The sequence below is a fragment of the Acinetobacter sp. 10FS3-1 genome, from assembly GCF_013343215.1.
GTDB lineage: Bacteria > Pseudomonadota > Gammaproteobacteria > Pseudomonadales > Moraxellaceae > Acinetobacter > Acinetobacter lwoffii_C.
In genome coordinates, this window is the sequence record NZ_CP039143.1 from 2,302,380 (window position 1) to 2,321,825 (window position 19,446).

General features: G+C 42.8%; 20 protein-coding genes and 1 pseudogene. 6 read left to right on the forward strand and 15 right to left on the reverse strand.

The window, feature by feature from the left end; all coding sequences use genetic code 11:
- Positions 1-18: 18 nt before the first annotated feature.
- Positions 19-1,287: an iron-sulfur cluster carrier protein ApbC gene (gene apbC / locus E5Y90_RS10860; RefSeq protein ID WP_174660207.1), complete on the reverse strand. Its 1,269-nt coding sequence runs from the start codon at positions 1,285-1,287 to the stop codon at positions 19-21.
- Between the two features lie 281 nt (positions 1,288-1,568).
- Positions 1,569-2,201 carry a hypothetical protein gene (locus E5Y90_RS10865; RefSeq protein ID WP_153228189.1) on the reverse strand — a complete coding sequence of 211 codons (633 nt, stop codon included), beginning with the start codon at positions 2,199-2,201 and terminating at the stop codon, positions 1,569-1,571.
- A 313-nt stretch (positions 2,202-2,514) separates the two neighbouring features.
- Here E5Y90_RS10865 and metG point away from each other — a divergent pair, with 313 nt between their 5' ends.
- A complete protein-coding gene (gene metG / locus E5Y90_RS10870) occupies positions 2,515-4,572 on the forward strand; it encodes a methionine--tRNA ligase (protein ID WP_151203458.1) in 2,058 nt (685 codons plus the stop codon).
- A 64-nt stretch (positions 4,573-4,636) separates the two neighbouring features.
- Here the strand turns inward: metG and E5Y90_RS17710 are convergent, their stop codons facing one another.
- Entirely contained in the window at positions 4,637-4,753 is a 117-nt protein-coding gene (locus E5Y90_RS17710; protein ID WP_373688382.1) for a hypothetical protein, read from the reverse strand.
- Positions 4,754-5,020: 267 nt separating this feature from the next.
- Here E5Y90_RS17710 and E5Y90_RS10875 point away from each other — a divergent pair, with 267 nt between their 5' ends.
- A complete protein-coding gene (locus E5Y90_RS10875; protein ID WP_174660208.1) occupies positions 5,021-6,004 on the forward strand; it encodes an MBL fold metallo-hydrolase in 984 nt (327 codons plus the stop codon).
- Positions 6,005-6,390: 386 nt separating this feature from the next.
- Here E5Y90_RS10875 and E5Y90_RS10880 read toward each other — a convergent pair whose 3' ends face one another.
- Together E5Y90_RS10880 and E5Y90_RS10885 are read right to left on the reverse strand one after the other, a co-directional pair.
- On the reverse strand, positions 6,391-7,014 hold the full coding sequence (locus E5Y90_RS10880; RefSeq protein ID WP_174660209.1) for a LysE family translocator: 624 nt from the start codon (positions 7,012-7,014) through the stop codon (positions 6,391-6,393).
- A gap of 102 nt (positions 7,015-7,116) precedes the next feature.
- Positions 7,117-7,299: an NF038215 family lipoprotein gene (locus E5Y90_RS10885; RefSeq protein ID WP_151203455.1), complete on the reverse strand. Its 183-nt coding sequence runs from the start codon at positions 7,297-7,299 to the stop codon at positions 7,117-7,119.
- Positions 7,300-7,483: 184 nt separating this feature from the next.
- Between E5Y90_RS10885 and E5Y90_RS10890 the strand changes: the two genes are divergently transcribed.
- Complete coding sequence (locus E5Y90_RS10890; RefSeq protein ID WP_174660595.1) at positions 7,484-8,356, forward strand: 1-aminocyclopropane-1-carboxylate deaminase/D-cysteine desulfhydrase; 873 nt, start codon at positions 7,484-7,486, stop codon at positions 8,354-8,356.
- Positions 8,357-8,506: 150 nt separating this feature from the next.
- Positions 8,507-9,706, forward strand: coding sequence for an NAD(P)/FAD-dependent oxidoreductase (locus E5Y90_RS10895; RefSeq protein ID WP_174660210.1), 1,200 nt, complete (start codon positions 8,507-8,509; stop codon positions 9,704-9,706).
- A gap of 67 nt (positions 9,707-9,773) precedes the next feature.
- Here E5Y90_RS10895 and E5Y90_RS10900 read toward each other — a convergent pair whose 3' ends face one another.
- From E5Y90_RS10900 to E5Y90_RS10915, 4 genes are all read right to left on the reverse strand, one after another.
- Entirely contained in the window at positions 9,774-9,917 is a 144-nt protein-coding gene (locus E5Y90_RS10900; protein WP_153228188.1) for a hypothetical protein, read from the reverse strand.
- 140 nt (positions 9,918-10,057) lie between these two features.
- Entirely contained in the window at positions 10,058-10,237 is a 180-nt protein-coding gene (locus E5Y90_RS10905; protein WP_171478789.1) for a hypothetical protein, read from the reverse strand.
- Between the two features lie 70 nt (positions 10,238-10,307).
- Entirely contained in the window at positions 10,308-12,155 is a 1,848-nt protein-coding gene (locus tag E5Y90_RS10910; protein WP_151203452.1) for a mechanosensitive ion channel, read from the reverse strand.
- A 191-nt stretch (positions 12,156-12,346) separates the two neighbouring features.
- A complete protein-coding gene (locus E5Y90_RS10915) occupies positions 12,347-12,643 on the reverse strand; it encodes a hypothetical protein (RefSeq protein ID WP_151203462.1) in 297 nt (98 codons plus the stop codon).
- 426 nt (positions 12,644-13,069) lie between these two features.
- Between E5Y90_RS10915 and E5Y90_RS10920 the strand changes: the two genes are divergently transcribed.
- On the forward strand, positions 13,070-13,492 hold the full coding sequence (locus tag E5Y90_RS10920; protein ID WP_151203461.1) for a hypothetical protein: 423 nt from the start codon (positions 13,070-13,072) through the stop codon (positions 13,490-13,492).
- An 85-nt stretch (positions 13,493-13,577) separates the two neighbouring features.
- Here the strand turns inward: E5Y90_RS10920 and E5Y90_RS10925 are convergent, their stop codons facing one another.
- Positions 13,578-14,339: a ferredoxin--NADP reductase gene (locus tag E5Y90_RS10925; protein ID WP_151203451.1), complete on the reverse strand. Its 762-nt coding sequence runs from the start codon at positions 14,337-14,339 to the stop codon at positions 13,578-13,580.
- An 85-nt stretch (positions 14,340-14,424) separates the two neighbouring features.
- Here E5Y90_RS10925 and gigC point away from each other — a divergent pair, with 85 nt between their 5' ends.
- Positions 14,425-15,303, forward strand: coding sequence for a LysR family transcriptional regulator GigC (gene gigC / locus E5Y90_RS10930; protein ID WP_151203450.1), 879 nt, complete (start codon positions 14,425-14,427; stop codon positions 15,301-15,303).
- Between the two features lie 39 nt (positions 15,304-15,342).
- Here gigC and E5Y90_RS10935 read toward each other — a convergent pair whose 3' ends face one another.
- From E5Y90_RS10935 to nuoN, 5 genes and pseudogenes are all read right to left on the reverse strand, one after another.
- A complete protein-coding gene (locus E5Y90_RS10935; protein ID WP_174660211.1) occupies positions 15,343-16,047 on the reverse strand; it encodes a cold shock domain-containing protein in 705 nt (234 codons plus the stop codon).
- Positions 16,048-16,193: 146 nt separating this feature from the next.
- A pseudogene (locus tag E5Y90_RS10940) lies at positions 16,194-16,556 on the reverse strand (hypothetical protein).
- A gap of 207 nt (positions 16,557-16,763) precedes the next feature.
- Positions 16,764-17,057: a cold shock domain-containing protein gene (locus E5Y90_RS10945; protein WP_151203448.1), complete on the reverse strand. Its 294-nt coding sequence runs from the start codon at positions 17,055-17,057 to the stop codon at positions 16,764-16,766.
- Between the two features lie 83 nt (positions 17,058-17,140).
- Positions 17,141-17,776 (reverse strand): uracil phosphoribosyltransferase, encoded by a 636-nt coding sequence (upp, locus tag E5Y90_RS10950; protein WP_151203447.1) that lies wholly within the window; start codon positions 17,774-17,776, stop codon positions 17,141-17,143.
- Positions 17,777-17,898: 122 nt separating this feature from the next.
- A complete protein-coding gene (gene nuoN, locus E5Y90_RS10955; RefSeq protein WP_151203446.1) occupies positions 17,899-19,443 on the reverse strand; it encodes an NADH-quinone oxidoreductase subunit NuoN in 1,545 nt (514 codons plus the stop codon).
- Between the last annotated feature and the right edge of the window lie 3 nt (positions 19,444-19,446).

Below are 19,446 nucleotides of genomic sequence, written 5' to 3' on the forward strand. Positions count from 1 at the left end.
TTTTTTCACTATAAAATCTTAGAAAATACGAGTTTTATCTTTTTCTGCTTGCGGCAAGCGATCTGCAATTTTCTGGGCAATAGCCATGTAACTTTCAGCAGCATCATCTCCAGCAATCACCGAAGGTTTACCGGCATCGGCATTTTCACGAATTTTCACATTTAAAGGTAAGCGTCCCAGTAATGGAATGTCATATTGTTCTGCCAGTTGGTCGCCGCCACCCGTACCAAAGATCTGTTCTTCATGACCACAGTTCGAACAGATATGGGTCGACATATTCTCGACCACACCCATCACTGGAATCTGCACCCGATTGAATAATTCAATACCTTTGGTGGCATCCATTAAGGCCACATTTTGCGGTGTGGTCACAATCACGGCGCCTGTTACCGGAATACGCTGAGCAAGTGTTAATTGAATATCGCCTGTGCCTGGCGGCATATCAATCATCAAAACATCCAGATCCGGCCATAGGGTCTGGTTAAACAGCTGCATCAAGGCACCCGTGGCTTTTGGACCACGCCAAGCCACGGGAGTATTATGATCACCTGTTAAATGGCCAATAGATAATACCGGCATGCCATAAGCATCTAAGGGCACAAACTGCTCGGCTTCAATCATTGGCGTTTTACCAGCATTACCCAGCATGGTGGGAATACTTGGACCATAAATATCAGCATCCAGCACCCCCACTTTTAGACCGAGTTTTTGCAAGGCCAATGCCAGGTTGACGGTCGTGGTGGACTTACCCACACCGCCTTTGCCAGAGGATACTAAAATCACATTCTGAATACGGGGATGTTTCGCTACATCACGCTGTTGGGGTGCAGCTTTTTGAATTGGCGGATTATTGGGATCAGCTACTTCTGTTGAAGCTGTACCACCTGAAGCATCAACTACAGGCGGTAAATTGCTTTTGCCTGTTGGCGTCTGGTCCGTCGTAGAGCAGCTTTCCCCCGCGGCATGCGAATGTCCGCAACCCCCTGATTGCGTAGATTTATGGCCGGTTTTCTGCTGAATGACATGCATATTCAGCTCTTTAATACCACATTTTTCTAGCGCATCTGCCAGTTCATCATGAATCTGTTGTAATTGCTCTTTTTCTTCCGGGTAAGTATTTAAAGTAATTTGTAAAATCTCGCCTTGCACATTGACCTGAGTAATACGATCTTTCAAGGCATGACTGGAATTCGGCAAAATGTAGTTTTGGAGTATGTGCTGCACAGCTTCTTCGTTCACTTCCTTGGAAGGCGAAAAAACCGATTTAAGCGAAGAAAGCCACGACATAGGTTACTCCAAAATTAGGCTGAGACATCTGAAGTACTTAGTTTAACGAGGTTTGGGTAGAAGGTTAAGCATTGTCTTGAACCAGAGATATATTTATAGCACTATTTCCTACTATTTTAGTCGGTTTTTATATTTTTTCTGATTTAATACCGCTAAATAATGGCCTTGTCGCTCTTTCTGTCTTTTATATGCCTAAAAATTTTAGTTATTTTTATTCACTCCTGCCTTAAAAGACCACTTCAATCCCTTTCGGAAGTGGTCGCTTGGCAGATCATTCTTTATTATTTTTGAGTGTTGTAAGACGTGTCCTTATCAGCCTGATCCTTCTTGGCTGTATCCTGCATAGATGATTGATTGTGCGTCTCTGCTTCGGTCAAATCCTGCTTTTCATCATCCTTCATGTGGGTATTTTCAGCTTGCCCGTCCGCAGCTTGATGATCTTTCTTCATTTGAGTCAGCTTTTCGGTCGCCATTTTTTTGAGTTCATCAAATTTTTCAGTCGCCTGAGTTTTCAACTCACCCAGCTTAATTGAAGCATCATGAGCAAGTTCAGTGGCTTTGTGCTTAGCTTCTTCAAATTTTTGTCCAGCTTCAGTTTTAAGCTGTTCTAGTCTTTCCTGGGTTTCTGTCTTTTTATCAGACTGACCCGTGCTATCAGATTGGCTATCCTTCGAAGCATGCTGTGATTCTACTGATTCACTATCTGCTGCCTGAGAACTTTGCTTACTCTCGGTGTCAGTATTTGGATCCGCCTTGTGCGGTTTGGCACCTGGCTCTTCCTGATGATGCTGATTGTGCTGTTTATCATTCTCGTTTTGCTTTTGCTCTTGTTCAATTTTCTGATTTAAGGCTTTTGTCTGCTGGGTTTTATCTTGGTGTTGCTTCGATGTACTGGTCTGTTGATGTTGAGTCATGAGTACTCTCCTAAGCTAAATTTTATTTAAATCATCAAACGTTTTTAGCATAAAGTACGTAGGTAGTCGGGGGGAATTAAGCAAACTGCAACAAAGCCTGTACATGTTGTTGCTGTTATTTGCAGGATGTAGCAGCTGTGCAATTCTTCTATTTTTTAGCCTTAGCCGGCTTTAATCTGTCCGCTATTTGAATTTCAGATATTTAGCTGTCCTAATTAGTGGTGTTTCAGACAAAGCATTGCTTTGTAATCCCTCCGGCATCATGTAAAATTGTGGCCCATTGCATAATGAATATGAATGAGAGAGTGAATCCGTGCGTAAAATCCTAGTCACCAATGCCCTTCCCTATGCCAATGGCCCCATTCATATGGGTCACTTACTTGGTTATATCCAAGCAGATATCTGGGTTCGTGCAATGCGTGCGATGGGTCATGACGTGACTTATGTCTGTGCGGATGATGCTCATGGTACCGCGATCATGTTGCGTGCTGAAGCCAATGGTATTTCGCCTGAAGCGCAAATTGCCAATGTGCAAACTGAACACATTCGCGACTTTGACGGTTTTGGTGTGCATTTTGATCATTATGATTCTACCCATAGCGATACCAACCGCGCGCGTGCATCAGAGATCTATATCAAAAACCGTGAAGCAGGCAATATTGCCGTTCGCCCTGTTACCCAGTTGTTTGATCCTGAAAAAGGCATGTTCCTGTCAGACCGTTTTATTAAAGGCACCTGCCCTAAATGTAAGGCGGAAGATCAATACGGCGACTCATGTGAAGTTTGCGGTACGACTTATAATGCCACTGAACTACTTGATCCAAAATCAACCTTAAGTGGCGCGACCCCTGTTGAAAAATCTTCAGATCATTATTTCTTTAAACTGCCGAACTTTGCAGAATACCTGCAACAATGGACCCGTGATAAAGGCCGTTTACCAGTCTCTATTGCCAACAAATTAGATGAATGGTTTGAAGCTGGGTTGTCAGACTGGGATATTTCCCGTGATGCGCCATACTTCGGTTTTGAAATTCCAGATGCGCCAAACAAATATTTCTATGTTTGGGTGGATGCGCCGATTGGTTATATGTCGAGCTTTGAAAACTACGTTAAAACCCAACGTCCTGATTTAAGCTTTGACGATTTCTGGAAAAAAGATTCTAAAAATGAAGTCTATCACTTCATTGGTAAAGACATCGTGTATTTCCATGCCCTGTTCTGGCCAGCCATGTTGGAAGGCGCGAATTACCGTACTCCAACTGGTTTATTCGTCAACGGTTTCTTGACTGTGAATGGTCAGAAAATGTCGAAATCTCGCGGCACCTTTATTAAAGCGGAAACGTATTTACAGCATTTGAATCCTGAATATCTGCGTTATTACTTTGCCTCTAAACTGTCTGACAAAGTGGAAGATTCTGACTTAAATCTTGAAGACTTTGTTCAGAAAGTAAACTCCGACCTGGTCGGTAAAGTAGTCAACATTGCCAGTCGTTGTGCCAAGTTCATCAATACCAAGTTTGACAATAAATTATCAGCAAGTTGTGCAGAACCTGAACTGGTGCAAAGCTTTATTGATGCTGGTGATTCAATCGCTCAAGCTTACGAAGCACGTGAGTTCTCAACGGCCATTCGTGAAATTATGGCACTTGCAGACAAAGCAAACCAATATATTGATGAGAAAAAACCTTGGGCTTTAGCCAAAGTTGAAGGTGAAGAGCAACAAGTTCATGAAGTCTGCTCGGTAGGCATTAACCTGTTCCGTCAATTGGCTGTTTACCTGGCTCCTGTTCTTCCAGCCCTGGCTACTCAGGTTCAGGACTTCCTGAAACTGGCTGCTTTCGATTTTGCCTCTCGTACCGAAATTCTGGTGGATCACGAAATTGCATTGTTCCAACCGCTGATGCAACGTGTAGACCCAAAAGCGGTTGCAGCGATGGTCGATGCGTCTAAAGATTCTTTGACTGCTACAGCTGAACCTGCAAAAACTGAAAAGAAAAAAGAGAAGAAGACTGAGAAAAAGCCCGAACCTAAAGTCGGTGAAGCTGAAATCATTCATATTGATGATTTTATGAAGGTTGACCTGCGTGTTGCTGAAGTTTTGCAGGCCGCTACGGTTGAAGGTTCTGACAAGCTGCTTCAACTCACTTTAAATGTGGGGGAAGCTGAACCACGCAATGTGTTCAGTGGTATCCGTGAGTTCTATAAGCCTGACGACCTCAAAGGTAAATTGGTGGTGATGGTAGCGAACTTAGCCCCACGTAAAATGCGTTTCGGTATTTCTAACGGTATGGTCTTAGCCGCAGGCAATGGCGAAGGTGTTTGGGTGATTTCCCCTGAAACGGGAGCTAAACCGGGTGATAAAGTGTCTTAAGATTTAGGTCTAAGATAAGAAAAAAGCCTCTATTGATTTAGAGGCTTTTTTATTTCTAAACCGCTCAGCCTTGCAGCACAAATTCCCAGATTACATAGCCAATGCCGAAGCCCAGCAATGAATATAACGTTATGATGAAAAACACAAAGTTGGCATTGTTCTTTCTTTTCCAGAAACTCATAGTGGCACTCAAAACTGTTCGTTATCTCCCCATACTAACGGTCTTTTCATGAAAAGTGAAATATATCTAAACAATCTGTTTACAATAATATTTTAATAAAAATACAGGTTTTGTTTCTCAAAAAATTTAATATACAGGTGCAGACTGCATTTTTAGTACAGAAGAAAATATATGCTCGGCCTTGTAAAAAGGTAAATATATTCATATTCTTTTTTAATGATATTCATGCTAATACATAAAATTGACTTCAATTACATAAGAATAGCCATGAAATATTTAACTGTCCCTTTAGCCCTATCCGTATTTGCTTTCAGTTCACTTGTTGGCGTTTCTCCAACCCATGCCCAAGCTCCGTCTTCGACTCTACCGCAACAGAAACAGGTTCTCGGTTATTATCAACACAGCTTTGGAGATTATCAAATTACGGCGCTGCTTGATGGGAGCAATTATTTATCCCAAACCTTATTTAAAAACCTGCCTGCAGCTGAAATAAATCAGATTCTCAAAAAATATTATATCCACCACAGCCACGGCATTCAGACTTCGGTGAATGCGTTTTTAGTGAATGATGGAAAAGGATTAACTTTGGTCGATAGTGGCACTGCCAGCTGTAATGGTCCTCATTTGGGTTCGGTATATTCCAATTTACAGACTTCAGGACAAAAACCAGAGCAAGTCAGTACTATCCTGCTCACCCATTTACACCCTGACCATGTTTGTGGCATCAGTAATCATGGCAGTGCAAATTTCCCCAATGCGACCGTCTATATTTCTCAAACTGAACTGGATTTCTGGATGAATCCAAAAAGTGTAGAACACTTGCCGCAACAAAAGCGTGCAGCTTTTGCAGCTACTGTAGATAAAATCAAAAAAGCCATTGCTCCTTATCAGGCTAAAGATCAGCTTAAAACTTTTAAATCTGGTGACAAAATTCATGGATTTCATGTCATCAGTTCGGCAGGACATACGCCGGGACATTTTGGTCTTAGCTTAAAATCACAGGGTCAGGAGCTGATTTTTATTGGAGATATAGTACATTCACACAGTATTCAGTTTGACCGGCCTCACACCACGGTCGACTTTGATATTGATCCGAAAAAAGCGGTAGAAACCCGCTTAAAATCTTTCGCAAACTATGCCAAGCAAGGACAAACGATTGCAGCTCCGCATTTACCTTTCCCTGGAATTGGACATATTTATTCAAAGGAGGGAAAAAGCTATCAGTGGATGCCTATACACTTCAAGAATTAACAACTGTCTTGGGATCGCTTAATGAGGAGTAGATTGGAGAAGAATTAGGCTTTCCCCCCTCAACTTGACTGAAATATGCAAAGAGCTTTTCGCTACGCGCAGCAGGAAGTGTTATCTAACAAATAACAGAGCTTGTGTGGATCGAAAGCAAGGCAGAATAAGAGTTAAAAATAAAAAAACTACACTCCCGATCTGTCTTGTTTTTAATAAGTTCTGGCGCTGTTTTGCATATTTTTATAGCGACAGAGATCAGCTTCATTTATATGTTTTTTATGTGCTTTCATGTCCATCATTTATAAACTTTAAGCAATCATACCAATCAGCATTTCATGCTTTTGCAAACACAGAACCTAAATCTGGATATGCAGCTAAAGTGAATAATAAACTTACTTCATGCCAAAAATTAACTTCAAGCCGAGCACGGTCATGACTGCACCTGCTGCCCGGTCGAATATTGCCTTAAACTTTAAATACACACGGCGTGGCTTTTCCGCAGACAGAGCCACAGCGACCAGAGAGCACCAGCCTGCATCAATAAAAAAGCACAATACTGGCAGAACAATATAAAAATAAGTGGGAATTTCTTTCGGTAAAAGTGCCGTAAAAATACTGGCCAATACGATCGCAATTTTTGGATTGGACAGTTGGGTAATCAGACCGGTGGTAAAAGCGCGACTTAAAGATATCTGCTTGTTGATAGCGGTGTCTGTTTCAAGAGGTTCTTTGGCATGTTTAATAATTTTAAATGCCAGCCACAGCAGATACAAACCGCCACAGATTTTTAAGGCCAGATAGGCCGAAGGAACGGCCAGTAAAAAGGCCTGTAAACCTAGCACAGCAAGCAAGCCAAAAACCGCCGCACCTAAACCGGTGCCCAGTGCAGTAAATAAGCCATGTTTACGTGAAATTGCAATGGAATTTTTTGCCACATAGATAGAGGTTGGCCCAGGACTCATTGCACCTAACATAAGGGCAAAAGCAATCGAGCCTAAAATCCAGAATGATTCCACGAGATGACCTACCTAAAAATCGGGTTCTTATTTTAAACAAAAATCTGATTATTTGCTTTAAAAAGTTTTGTATTTATCCTGAATTTCAACCAGGTGAAGGTGTTAAGGTTTTAACTGATTCTGGACAATAAGATGTTCATCTCGCAGCTGATAATCCTGATCATGCACTGGCACGCCTCCAATAATCATGGTACGGGTATCCGTTCTGGGTTTGTTGAGCGGATCCTCACAGCCGGTCAAACTCAGTCCGACAATACTCAAGGCAACATAGAATAATATTTTCATTATTGTTATCCTCCATGAGGTTGTCTTTATCAGACTAGCACTGTGGTTTAAATTTTCAGCAACTAAATTGTGACAATGTGCGTCCGTTTTTTATTGATAAGCCACCGGTTAGCCTGCAGCTTATCTTCAATTTGCTCATTTTCAGCTTATTCTGATTTCTTATCTTTCAATTTTTTTAATGTTTATGTTTGACGCTCTTGCCCATACTATTCCAGATCAGCACTTTTTAATTCAGAATATTTCGGTGACGGTGCGCCGTCTGGATCTGGTGCATCCTCATATATCAGGCAATAAATTTTTTAAGCTGAAATATAACTTTCTTGACGCGCAACGAGCCGGTTATCACCAACTATTGACCTTTGGTGGTGCTTACTCCAATCATATTGCAGCTACGGCTTTTGCCGCACATCAGTTTGATTTTAAAAGTGTCGGTATTATCCGTGGTGCAGAATTAAAAGATAAAGAACTAAATCCGACTTTGGCACTGGCACAAGAGCTCGGTATGCAGCTGCACTTTGTCAGCCGTGAGGAATATCAGCGCCGGCATCAACCTGACTATTTGCAAGAGCTGACGCAACAATTTCCTGAACATTATCTGATTCCTGAAGGCGGCACAAATACCTTGGCCATTCAAGGCTGTCGGGAAATTTTAAGACCAGACGATGAACAGTTTGATGTCATCTGCTGTGCAGTGGGTACAGGAGGCACCTTAACAGGTCTGATTGAAGCCAGTCATCCTCACCAGCAGTTATTAGGATTTTCTGCCTTGAAAGGTGATTTTCTAAAAGATGAGGTTGCCAAATTTACGGTAAAAAAGAACTGGTCCATTCTCGATGATTATTGCTGCGGGGGGTATGCCAAAACCACGCCTGCCCTTATCCAGTTTATTCAAGATTTTGAAGCTAAATATGATATTCCTCTGGAACAGGTCTATACCGGAAAAATGCTGATGGGTCTCTTTGAGCTCATTACGCAAGGATATTTCCCGGCTGGATCAAAACTGCTGGTCATTCATACAGGCGGTTTACAAGCTAAGAACCTTAAAACCTGCTCCTAGATTCATAGCGTTCTTTTCCTCATCTTTTAAAAGTATTTTCGATCAATAGCGGTTCAGCATCCACGATTTAGCTTTTAGCTCAGTATGAATAGAGAAAGCTGAAATAAAATTGTCTATAATGCTTTCCTTTTCTTCTCCCTTGAGTGTGTCATGTCTTCCAAGCAATACGATGTTTTAGTCATAGGTGCCGGTGCCTCAGGTTTAATGACGGCGTATATGGCTGCACAACGTGGTCGCAAAGTGCTGGTCGTCGAAAAGGCCAACAAGGTCGGTAAGAAAATTTTAATGTCGGGTGGCGGAAAATGTAATTTCACCAACCTGTATGTCGAAACAAGTAATTATATTTCGCATAATCCGCATTTTGTGATTTCAGCTCTAAGCCGTTATAGCAACTGGGATTTTATTGGTTTGGTCTGTGAATATGGCATCGAATATGAAGAACGCAAACATGGACAGCTGTTTACCTTAAATGGAGCCAAAGAAATCCTGTCAATGCTGCTGGCAGAGTGTGATAAGACCGGTCTGGTTGAGATTAAGACCAGTTGTGAAGTAAAAGCAGTGAATACGGTCGCAGAGCAAGGTTTTCAGGTGGCTACCTCTCTGGGCTATTTTGAAGTAGAGTCTGTGGTAGTGGCGTCTGGCGGCCTGTCGATTCCGACCTTAGGAGGTTCAGGAATCGGCTACGAGATTGCCAAACAGTTTGGCCATCATGTCTATCCAACTCGTGCCGGTCTGGTGCCTTTTACCTTCTCGGATCATTTTAAAGAAGTTACCACCCGTCTGAGTGGCAACGCCATTGAAGCAACCTTATCCAATGATTTAAACAGCTTTACTGAAGCGCTGTTATTTACCCATCGCGGTTTAAGTGGTCCCAGCTCCCTGCAATTGTCCAACTACTGGGATGTGGGCCAAAGCTTTAAGGTCGACTTTTTACCGAGTATGGATTTGATTAATTTCTTCAAGCGTAAAAAACAGGGACAACCTAAAGTTTTACTCCGCACTTTATTAAGTGAACATCTACCGAAAAGTGTCGTGATTGAACTACAAAACCTGGTCTGGGCTGAGGTCGCCGATACCCCTATTGGTAATCTCAGTGATGACAAGCTGGAGCAGATTGCCAAGCGTATACAGGGCTTTGAATTAAAGCCGTCAGGAACAGAGGGTTACCGTACTGCCGAAGTCACTTTAGGCGGTGTGGATACCACCGAAGTATCTTCCAAAACCATGGAAAGCAAGAAGCAAAAAGGTCTGTATTTTGTAGGTGAAGTTCTGGATGTCACCGGCCATTTGGGTGGCTTCAACTTCCAATGGGCCTGGGCTTCTGCGCATGCTGCCTCAGAATATGTTTAATCTATTCAAATCCAGACATAAAAAAAGAGCTGAATCATTCAGCTCTTTTTATCTTTCACTTGCAAACTTATTCAAGATAGTCTGTTTGAAACAATAGAACGTCTAGAGAAGAAAGACGTTCAATCGTCAGATCCATTTTCTCTACAGCTTCTGCAATATGCTGTGGTTGCTGTACTGTGTCTGTGAATGTCGTCCATAAATTATTTAGCATTGAAATTACCCTCATTATTTTCATTCCTTTGAACTTAATTTAAATACTTTATATGACAGGAATATTAAATTTAAGTATCTATATTTTAAGTAATATTTCATATATCACTCTTATGAAAAATACCAAATCCAGTATTAATTTCAATCATTATTTTGCATTTCCTCATCCGTACCTTCTGGTGAGTGGACTTGATTTTCATTTTGTCTGCTTTTAGCACGTTGAGATTTTACAAAAATAAACCGGCGTGCCCCTGCTAAAAAGCCTACAGTAATTCCAGCAATAACCACGGGCGCTAAAAACTTATTCGGTGCTTTTGCCATAATTATTTCCCTTTTTTCACTAGCAAAATCGGCCACTTAAGCGTGGCCGATTCTGTTGGTCCTGAACAGGTTATTTCAGGTCATCTTTTTTCTGAGTAGAATGATCAATATCTATACCAGGTTCGTCCTCACCTGTTGAGCCAAATGGATTATTGGCTGGCGGATGAGCCGGATCAACTTTGACTGAATCCGGGACAGCCTGATCGGCATCCGGAGTGACCGAATCAATAGATGCATCATCATCTTGTAGTGGTGCAGTAGTGAGCGTTGCTGGTGTCGTATTCGACAGATCGTTAGGATCTGAATCTGAACCAGTAGCTCCCGGGGTGGTGAAGGCAGAACCTGTCGTACCTGCCCTATCGGCGACACTTGTACCTGTAGTAGCAGTCTTGGCGCCTAATCCTGAAAACATGCTATTTTCAGCTTTATCCTTGACTGGATTCGGTTCCTTGGCTTCACGTTTTGCCTTGTCAATCAGATCAGTCAAGACACGTTCTGCAGGCTGACGACCACCCAGACCAAAAGCCAAGGCAAAGGCAACAGCTACCGCACCCAGCGTCAGACCAAATGCCAGGTTCACGATCGAATCTGCAATGCCCATTGCACGCAGACCCATGGCAATAACCAGTCCCATGATCAGGACACGTACCAGATTAGCTAACCAGCGTGAACTGTTATATTCACCACGTTGTACAATATTTGCCACGATATTGGCCAGCCAGAAACCGATGACCAGAATCACCGCACCCAGCAGAATATTCGCACCAAAATAGATAAACATGGCAATCAGACCACTGATCTGTTCAAAGCCAAGACGGTTGGCGGCTTCAGAAACCGCGAACAGCATGGTAAACAGAATGATCAGGTAACCCACCACATTGGAAAGTTTAGTGCTACCAAAGAAACGTTGTACATCAAGCTTGGCTGGAATTTCATCGACACCTGTGCCTGCAACAACTTCTGTGACCAGACGTGCTACCAGTTTAGAAACCACATAAGCCAAGATCAAAATCAGGGCTGCCGCAATAATATTTGGAATGGCATGCATGATTTCATACAGCATGGCAGTTGCCGGCTCAGAAATCGCTTCAATTCCAAGCGCTTCAAAGGCAATGATCAGCGATGTGATAATCACCACTGCAAAGACAAATGAACCCAGTACCTGAGCGACATTCGAGTTCTTGAAGATCCCGACTTTTTCAGCCTGATGCTGTACATTCAGACTGTTCAGCAAACCCTCCACAATACCGCGGACAATTTTCGCGAGAATATAACCGACAAATACAATGACTGCAGCAATGAAAATATTCGGAAGATAACTGACAACGTCTGTCACCATGTTCTGAACTGGCAATAACAGGCCGTCTAATCCGAGGATCGACAATACAATTGGCAAGAATAGTAATAAAATTAACCAGTAAACAATTTCACTGATATTCTGGCTAATTGGACTGACGCCAACTTCTGCACTGAGCTTTTCATCCAGTTGGGTACGGTTCAGCACTTTCTGCAAACCCATTTTCACCAGATTTGCCACTATCCAACCAATAAAGCCGACTGCAATAGCGGCCAGCAATTGTGGAATAAATAGCAAGAACTGCTGGATCATGCTACTGAAGGGGTCACTGATCCCTGTCAGGTTCAGCACATTAAATGCACCTATCACAGCAATGATCAGAATCAGCCAAAAGACGACCCGGGCAATAATGCTTTCCATGTTGGAGCGATGTCCGGTTGCGGTACTCAGATGCCTATTTGTCCCGAGCTTCTGCAAAAGCTTCTTAATTCCGGCAGAAACCAGTAGTGCAATGATCCAGCCAACAATTAATATGGCAACTGCACTGATTATGGGATGAAACTGATCCCAATAGTACATGGCATCATAGCCCCCGCGTGGACCTCTCATATAATCATTCATGTGTTTTATGCCCTCTTTGTTATCACGCTATTTATCTGAATTTGAAAGCCTTAGAGTTTTAAATACTTGGCTTCTTCCTTATACAGCCTGGACTTTATCTATTCAGACGCTCTGGATATGCAGAGCTTAGAAAACACCACAATCCATTAAAAAAGCCCCAGTGATTAACCAGAGCTTTTTTGATCTGTACCTTATTGATTAGCCTGTGCAGTATCAGTTGCCGTTGCCGTCGCTTCTGTATCAGTCGCTGTCGCCTCGGTACTTTCACCGCCTGTGTTCGGGCCAGTACTCGCAGGAGCTGTCGTCGCTGGTACAGGCGTATTAGGCCGTTCCGCAGGGGAATCTGGCTCCATATCCGCAAACATATAGAATAATACGGCGAGCAAAAAGATACCGACTAAAATCAAAATATAGACGGGGATACGTTTTTTCTGTGTAACTTCGTCCTGATGATTTGAAGGTGGTTTGTTATTAAAATCATTGCCCATGACCATCCTCACTATTTCTTATTCATAAGTAGATTTTTATCATAACAAGCAGTTAGCGACACTTCTGTGACAAAACATGGTGAGATAGTGACGGGATGTAAGTTCTATGTATCAAACGAATGAGTCTGATTTTTGAGCACAGGAATCCGGTTTTAAAGGGGGTTAAACGTTTTTGAAAATTTGAATGATTTTTTTTGTGCGATCACCTAGATAGGCTGGGCAAGCGCTCTTGCAACCCTCCCTTATGCTACTTCTACTGATAGCTGTAAGCCCAGATTCTTCATAGATAAGGGAGACTAAAAATCCTTCCCATCTCCCCTTTGCTCCCGTCCAGGTCATGCCCAGATCGCTAGTAATGAATAGACCTGCGACTTTGCTTAAAATAAGCTATAATCATTGACCTTATTTTTCATGCATTCGAGCTTTATGGCGTATCGTCAACAGAGTGTATCGCTTGATCTTGACACTGATATTACACATCAGTGTGCTTTGCACTATACTCGTGATCAGCATCTGATTGGAATTATTGAGTTTAGCAAGCCAGGCTATTTGCTACGCTGGCAAGACCTGGAATATTTCCGTCGCCGTACCGAGGAAATGTCGGTCATGCCCTTTCCTGATTGCATCAATGCCATGGTGATTGATGTGCGAAATGTGGTGGCGTGGCTGGACAATGAAGTTCCCATTATTCCGTGGCGTTTACTGGAAGAGGATTGCCCGGTGCGTTTGGTTGTACCTGCTGAGCGGATTGAACATTATGCAGGCTTCTTTGAGCCGACCTGGCTAACAACCGATGTCGATAGCGCGATTCAGGAAATCCGCGATTTTATGGATATGTTTGTCCACTAAGTGTTGAAGAGCAGAAAACCTCCCAATTGGAGGTTTTTTTATGCCAGAAAGCCTGTTTCTTTTTCCAAAGGAGGAGGCAAAGTACTTACCAGTAATTCTCTACTGCAATATTTCCTTCACCACGACGGTTCATGCTCAGACCTCGAGCTTTAAGCGCCTCTTTAGTATCTTCTACCATTTGCGGGTTTCCACAGAGCATAATATGGCTACTGGCCGGATTAAATTCGAGTCCCGCCGCTTTCTCAAGCTGACCATTTTTAATCAGTACGGGTAAACGATCATGCAAAGCAGCATGTGGATCGCGGGTAATAATCGGAATAAATTTAAAGCCGCGATGACCTTCACCAAAAGTTTCAGCAATTTCCTGGATACGCGTCACATAAGCCAATTCAGCTTCGGTACGCACGCTATATACCAGATGAATATTTTCGTATTTAATCCAGGTTTCAAAGTCCTGTAGCATTGAAAGAAATGGCGCAAGTCCAGTTCCCGTCCCCAACAGCCATAAGTCTTTAGGCAGTGGCAACTGATAACGTGCAAGCGTCAAAAAACCATAAGGGATTTTTTCCAGATACAGCTCATCTCCCACTTTTAAATACTGCAAATGCGAGGTAAATGCCCCCTCCGGCACCACAATCGAGAAAAATTCCAGGGTCTCATCAAAAGGTGATGACACGACTGAATAGGCTCGAACGACCAGATGATCTCCGACTTTTAAGCCAATACGCGCAAACTGCCCGGCCGTAAATTTAAAATGCGCAGGGCGTGTCATAGTGAAACTAAACAGCGTATTGGTCCAACGGTGTACAGATAAAACCTTTTCCAGGCTAAATTTTTCAATAGACATGATTCAAACGTGGCATCAAAGACTATGCTCATGGTAGCATGACCCTATAATTTATTAATATTTTTTAAATGTTAAGGCTCTATTCATGCGCATGACTTTACGCCAGCTGGCTGTTTTTGTAGCAGTTGCTCAAGAAGGCACCGTCACCAAAGCCAGTGATGCAGTCAAACTCACCCAAAGTGCGGCGAGTATGGCTTTAGCAGATTTAGAAGATGGCCTTGGGGCACCTTTGTTTGATCGGCTCGGAAAACGTTTACAACTGAATGATTTGGGCCGTTTTTTACTCCCGCAAGCCCTAGAAATTCTGGGCCGTTGTGAGGCATTTGAGCAAGCAGCTCAAGGCGAGTTACAGAGTATTGATCTACGTCTGGGTGCGACACTCACTATTTCAGATTATTTAATGCCTGATCTGATGGCAGGTTTCTTAAAAATTCAGCCCCAAGCGCACTTACAGCTGCAAGTGGGAAATACCAGACAGATGATTGAAGCCGTCAATCAGTTCCAGCTGGATCTGGCCTTAATTGAAGGTTCCTGTCATCTGCCGCAGCTGCAATGTATTCCTTGGCGTAATGATGAACTGGCCGTCTGCTGTGCGCCCGACCACCCTTTGGCACAGCTTGACCGTGCCTTAACGGCAAAAGATTTCAAGTCTGTAGAGTGGATCTTGCGTGAAGAAGGTTCAGGGACGCGTGAGGTCTTTGACAATGCGATTTTGAAAGATGTTCCTGATGCCAAAATCCGCTTGACGCTGGGTCATAATGAAGCGATTTTAAAAATTGTCGCAGGTGGGATTGGCATGTCCTGTATTTCCAAACTGGCGGTTGAGCCTTTGCTCGAAAAAGGTCATCTGGTAATTCTGGACACCCCATTCTGGTCACTGACCCGCCCCCTGTTTATGCTGGTGCACCGTCAGAAATATCAAGGCCCGGGTCTTAAGGCCTTTATGAAATTCTGTGAAGCTTAGAATTCTGTTGAAATAAAAAAGCGCCGAAGGGCGCTTTTTTTAACGGTGAAACTGATGTTCACAAGGAATACCGTCACCATCTCCATCCATCTGGGTACCAGGGCAATGTCGCAAAAAGAATACCGCTTCATCATAAGAGTGCATCTGGCTACAGTGGGTTCTGCCATCACACTGATAAGGTGACGACACTGAAGTGGAGGAAGTAGTACTTCTAAGAGGGGTATTGGTGGATACCTCTAAATTCTTCTTAGCTTGTTCGTTTAGGCGTTGTTCAGGTAAATTACCTAAGGCTGCACGTTGTTCTGAAACCAGCCTTTTTTGTTCTTGTATTAAATACTCAAGTTGCTGTTGCTTTTGTATTTTATAGTTTTGGTATTTTCCATAAGCCAATACAGCAAGTATGACGATAATAACTATGCCGATACTGATAAACAGTTTAGATAACGCTGGCTTTTTAGGCGGATGATAGAGTGTTGCTCTTTCTACCTGAAGATCATTATGTTGACTGACACTGGGTGAAGGCGTCTTTTGATATGAAATATCTAAGCGAACAATATGATCCGCTTTAAACTTGCCTTGATCCTCCACAATTAGAAACTTTAACCTTTCCCCAACTTTTGGTAAAACATTTTTGTTTGGGAAATCTTTTATGTGGAAGAATAAATCTTTTGCTTCCCCTTCAATTTCGATAAAACCAAAACCACGTTCTTGATTATAAGTTTTGATCTTCCCCTCTTGAAACATAAGCAGCTCTTGTATTTGATATTTTGAGTAATTATATTCAGAAATCCTTTAAAATTCTCAAATAAAAAGCACCGTACGATGCTTTTGTATTTGAATGATGAGACAAATAGCTTAGTAAAATTATAATAGGACGGTTTATACCTAACTTAAATTTCTCCAAAAATCATAAAACCGATCGCTGTTACCAGCGCCAACCAGAGTGTGGGGCTAAAGAAAATAGTATGGCGTACTGGAGTAACCATCACTGCAGGAGCTAGAGACGGTAGCGCAACCACTTCAGAGACCTACTCTTCCTGACGCTTAATATCCAGACGTACCATATTGTCCAGTTGAATCGTATTCTGCTCTTCAATTATTCTAAATTTAAGTCGCTCCCCGACTTGTGGTGCGATCTCAGAGGAAGGTAGATCCTGTAAGCGAAAATCTAGCTCTTGCGGCTTTTCTATGAGCTCAATCGTTCCAGTCCCACGTCTGGCATCGTAGCTTTTAATTCTTCCATCTGTAAACATGATATATGTCCCTAGATCATTCAACAGATGCGTATTTTATATGGAAAGGCTCAAAGGATATTGTTGAGCTTTGGTGAGTATTTTATTGTTTTAGTAACGCTATACAGAACTTGGATTACACAAGCTCCTACAAATCACGTTAGCCTAATACTCAAATAAAAAAAGAGGCTCTAAAGCCTCCTTCTGGATGTATTTTCCAAGCAAAAATTAACGCTTTAAATTCGACAATAGGGCTGAGGTAATCGAAGTATTGACTGCTACCGCTTTGGCTTTTTTGGCTTTCTTGGATTTGTCTTCTACACGTTCAATTTTGATGGCTTTGTAGCGATCTCCATTTTGAACTACATTAAATTTTACCCGGTCATTGCGTTTCGGTTCACCTGAGTCAGCAGGGAAATCCGAGATATGAAAAAATATCTCACCTTCAGGTGAAGAAATAAAACCAAATCCTTTTTCTGGATTGTACTGTTGTACTTTTCCTTGATATTGCTCGGAAGTCATAAACATCCCCTACTCTGCTTCTGTCAGTATTCAGTATATAAAAAAGAGGCCCTAAAAGCCCCTTTCCTGTGCATTTTTAACCATTAGTCTTTTTGAACTGAACCAAAAATCTTGTCACCTGCATCACCTAGACCCGGCACAATATAACCATTGTGATCTAAGCCTTTATCAATGGCAGCAGTGAAAATCACCACATCCGGATGTGCTTCTTCAACCCGCTTAATTCCTTCAGGCGCCGCCACCAGCACCATGACCCGAATATCTTTACAGCCATTTTCTTTGAGTACATCAATTGCCGCAACCAGTGATGAACCTGTCGCCAGCATTGGATCAATGATCATGGCAATCCGGTTTTGTACATCTGGAACCAGTTTTTTATAATAGGTACGCGCTTCCAGTGTTTCTTCATCGCGTTCCAGCCCCAGTACAGATACTTTGGCACTTGGAATCAGATTCAGGAAACCGTCCAGCATCCCAATCCCTGCACGCAAAATCGGTACAACGGTGATTTTTTTACCCGCAATGCGGTCAACTTTGACTGCACCATCCCAACCGTCAATTTTATGCTCAACCATTGGTAAGTCTTTGGTTGCTTCATAGGTCAGCAGCATGGTCACTTCTTGTGCCAGCTCACGGAAATTTTTCGTGCTGATATCGGCACGACGAAGCAGACCTAATTTATGTCGGATCAAAGGATGACGAATTTCATGGATAGCCACGGGAGAACACCTAAAAGGGTAAAACTAAATTTCTACCATTATAGAGGCTTTTGTTGATTTTTATAAATAAAAAAGCCCCCAATCATGGAGGCTTTTTTGTAATAGCTTAGTCAGGCACGAAATCAGTTAAAACCACTTTGCACCAAAGTGAAAATAAACTGCTGTAATTCAGGCGACAGGGCAAAGAATGCAAACTTGGAGATTGCAATCATTGGATCCGGGTAGACACCCAATACCAACACCAGTAATGCCACTGCCAGTACCATGATACCGCCCACTTTCTGGCCCCAGTGATTCACCGCATCGATACGCGGCGTTTCTGGTGGAGTCATATACATCACTACCATAACACGCAAGTAGTAGTACAGACCGATACCTGAACCCAGAATGACCATTGCTGCAAGGAACCAAGCCTCGCCTGCAACTGCAGTTTTAATCACCAGGAACTTACCAATGAAACCAGCCGTTAACGGGATACCTGCCAGCGATAACATCATGACAGTCAATACCGCTGTCAATACCGGACGGCGCCAGAACAGACCACGGTATTCCGCCAGGCTGCCTGCTTCGTCAGTATTGTTATATGGGCTGGACATCAAGGTCACTACACCGAAGGCACCCACTGTGGTCAGTACATAAGTAATGACATACACGTTCAAGCTTTCAAAAGTCGCAAAACCTTGTACTTGCAAGAAGTCAGTATTACGTGCCGTAACGATCGCCACCAGGATATAACCAAAGTGAGCAATTGAAGAGTAGGCCAGGATACGCTTTAAATTCACCTGCTTTACTGCCAGCAAGTTACCGACCAGAATCGACAGTACCGCAATCACAGTCAGAATCGTAATGAAACTATCAGACAGTAACAAGCCTGAAGACAGAACGTAACGTGCAAACAGACCCAGCGTTGCCACTTTTGCAACTGTCGCCAGGAAAGTCGCAATCGGCGCTGGTGCACCGGCATAGACATCTGGTGTCCATTTGTGGAACGGGGCAAGTGATAACTTGAAGCCAACGGCAAATATAATAAATGCCAGACCCACCACAACTGCTGGTTGGTTGAACACGCTCAATAACTTGCCTGGTTCGCCAACAAAGCTTAAAGAACCTGTATAAGCATAGATATATGCCATACCCATCAACAACATTGCAGAAGCAGTTGCCGAAAGCACCAGATATTTCACACCTGCTTCAAGCGATTGAGAACGCTGATGTGTATAGGCCAGCAAGCCGTAAACAGGGATCGACATTAACTCAAGGCTGATAAAGAAAGAGGCATAGTGAGAACTTGCTACCATAAGCATTGCACCTGCAACAGATGCCAGCATCAGGATATACAGCTCTTCACGGTTATCTTTATAAGTTTCGATGTAAGCATGTGACAAGGTACAACATGCCAGTGCAGCAATCAGAATCATGAACTGGTACAGCATCGTAAACGGATCTACGATGAACATGTTCATGATATTGGCAGGTGTAAATTTACCCGCCAATAAAACAAAGACGATATAGAACGCAGCTAGGTTTAAACCCACTACGGCCGTAGTCGCAACTAAGTTATGGTTACGCTTAATTGCAGTCAACAACATGACCGCGATCGCAGTTAATGCCACGATCATCACAGGTGCTAACGGCATAAGCTCAGAAAAAGACATTGTGAAGTTCATGGC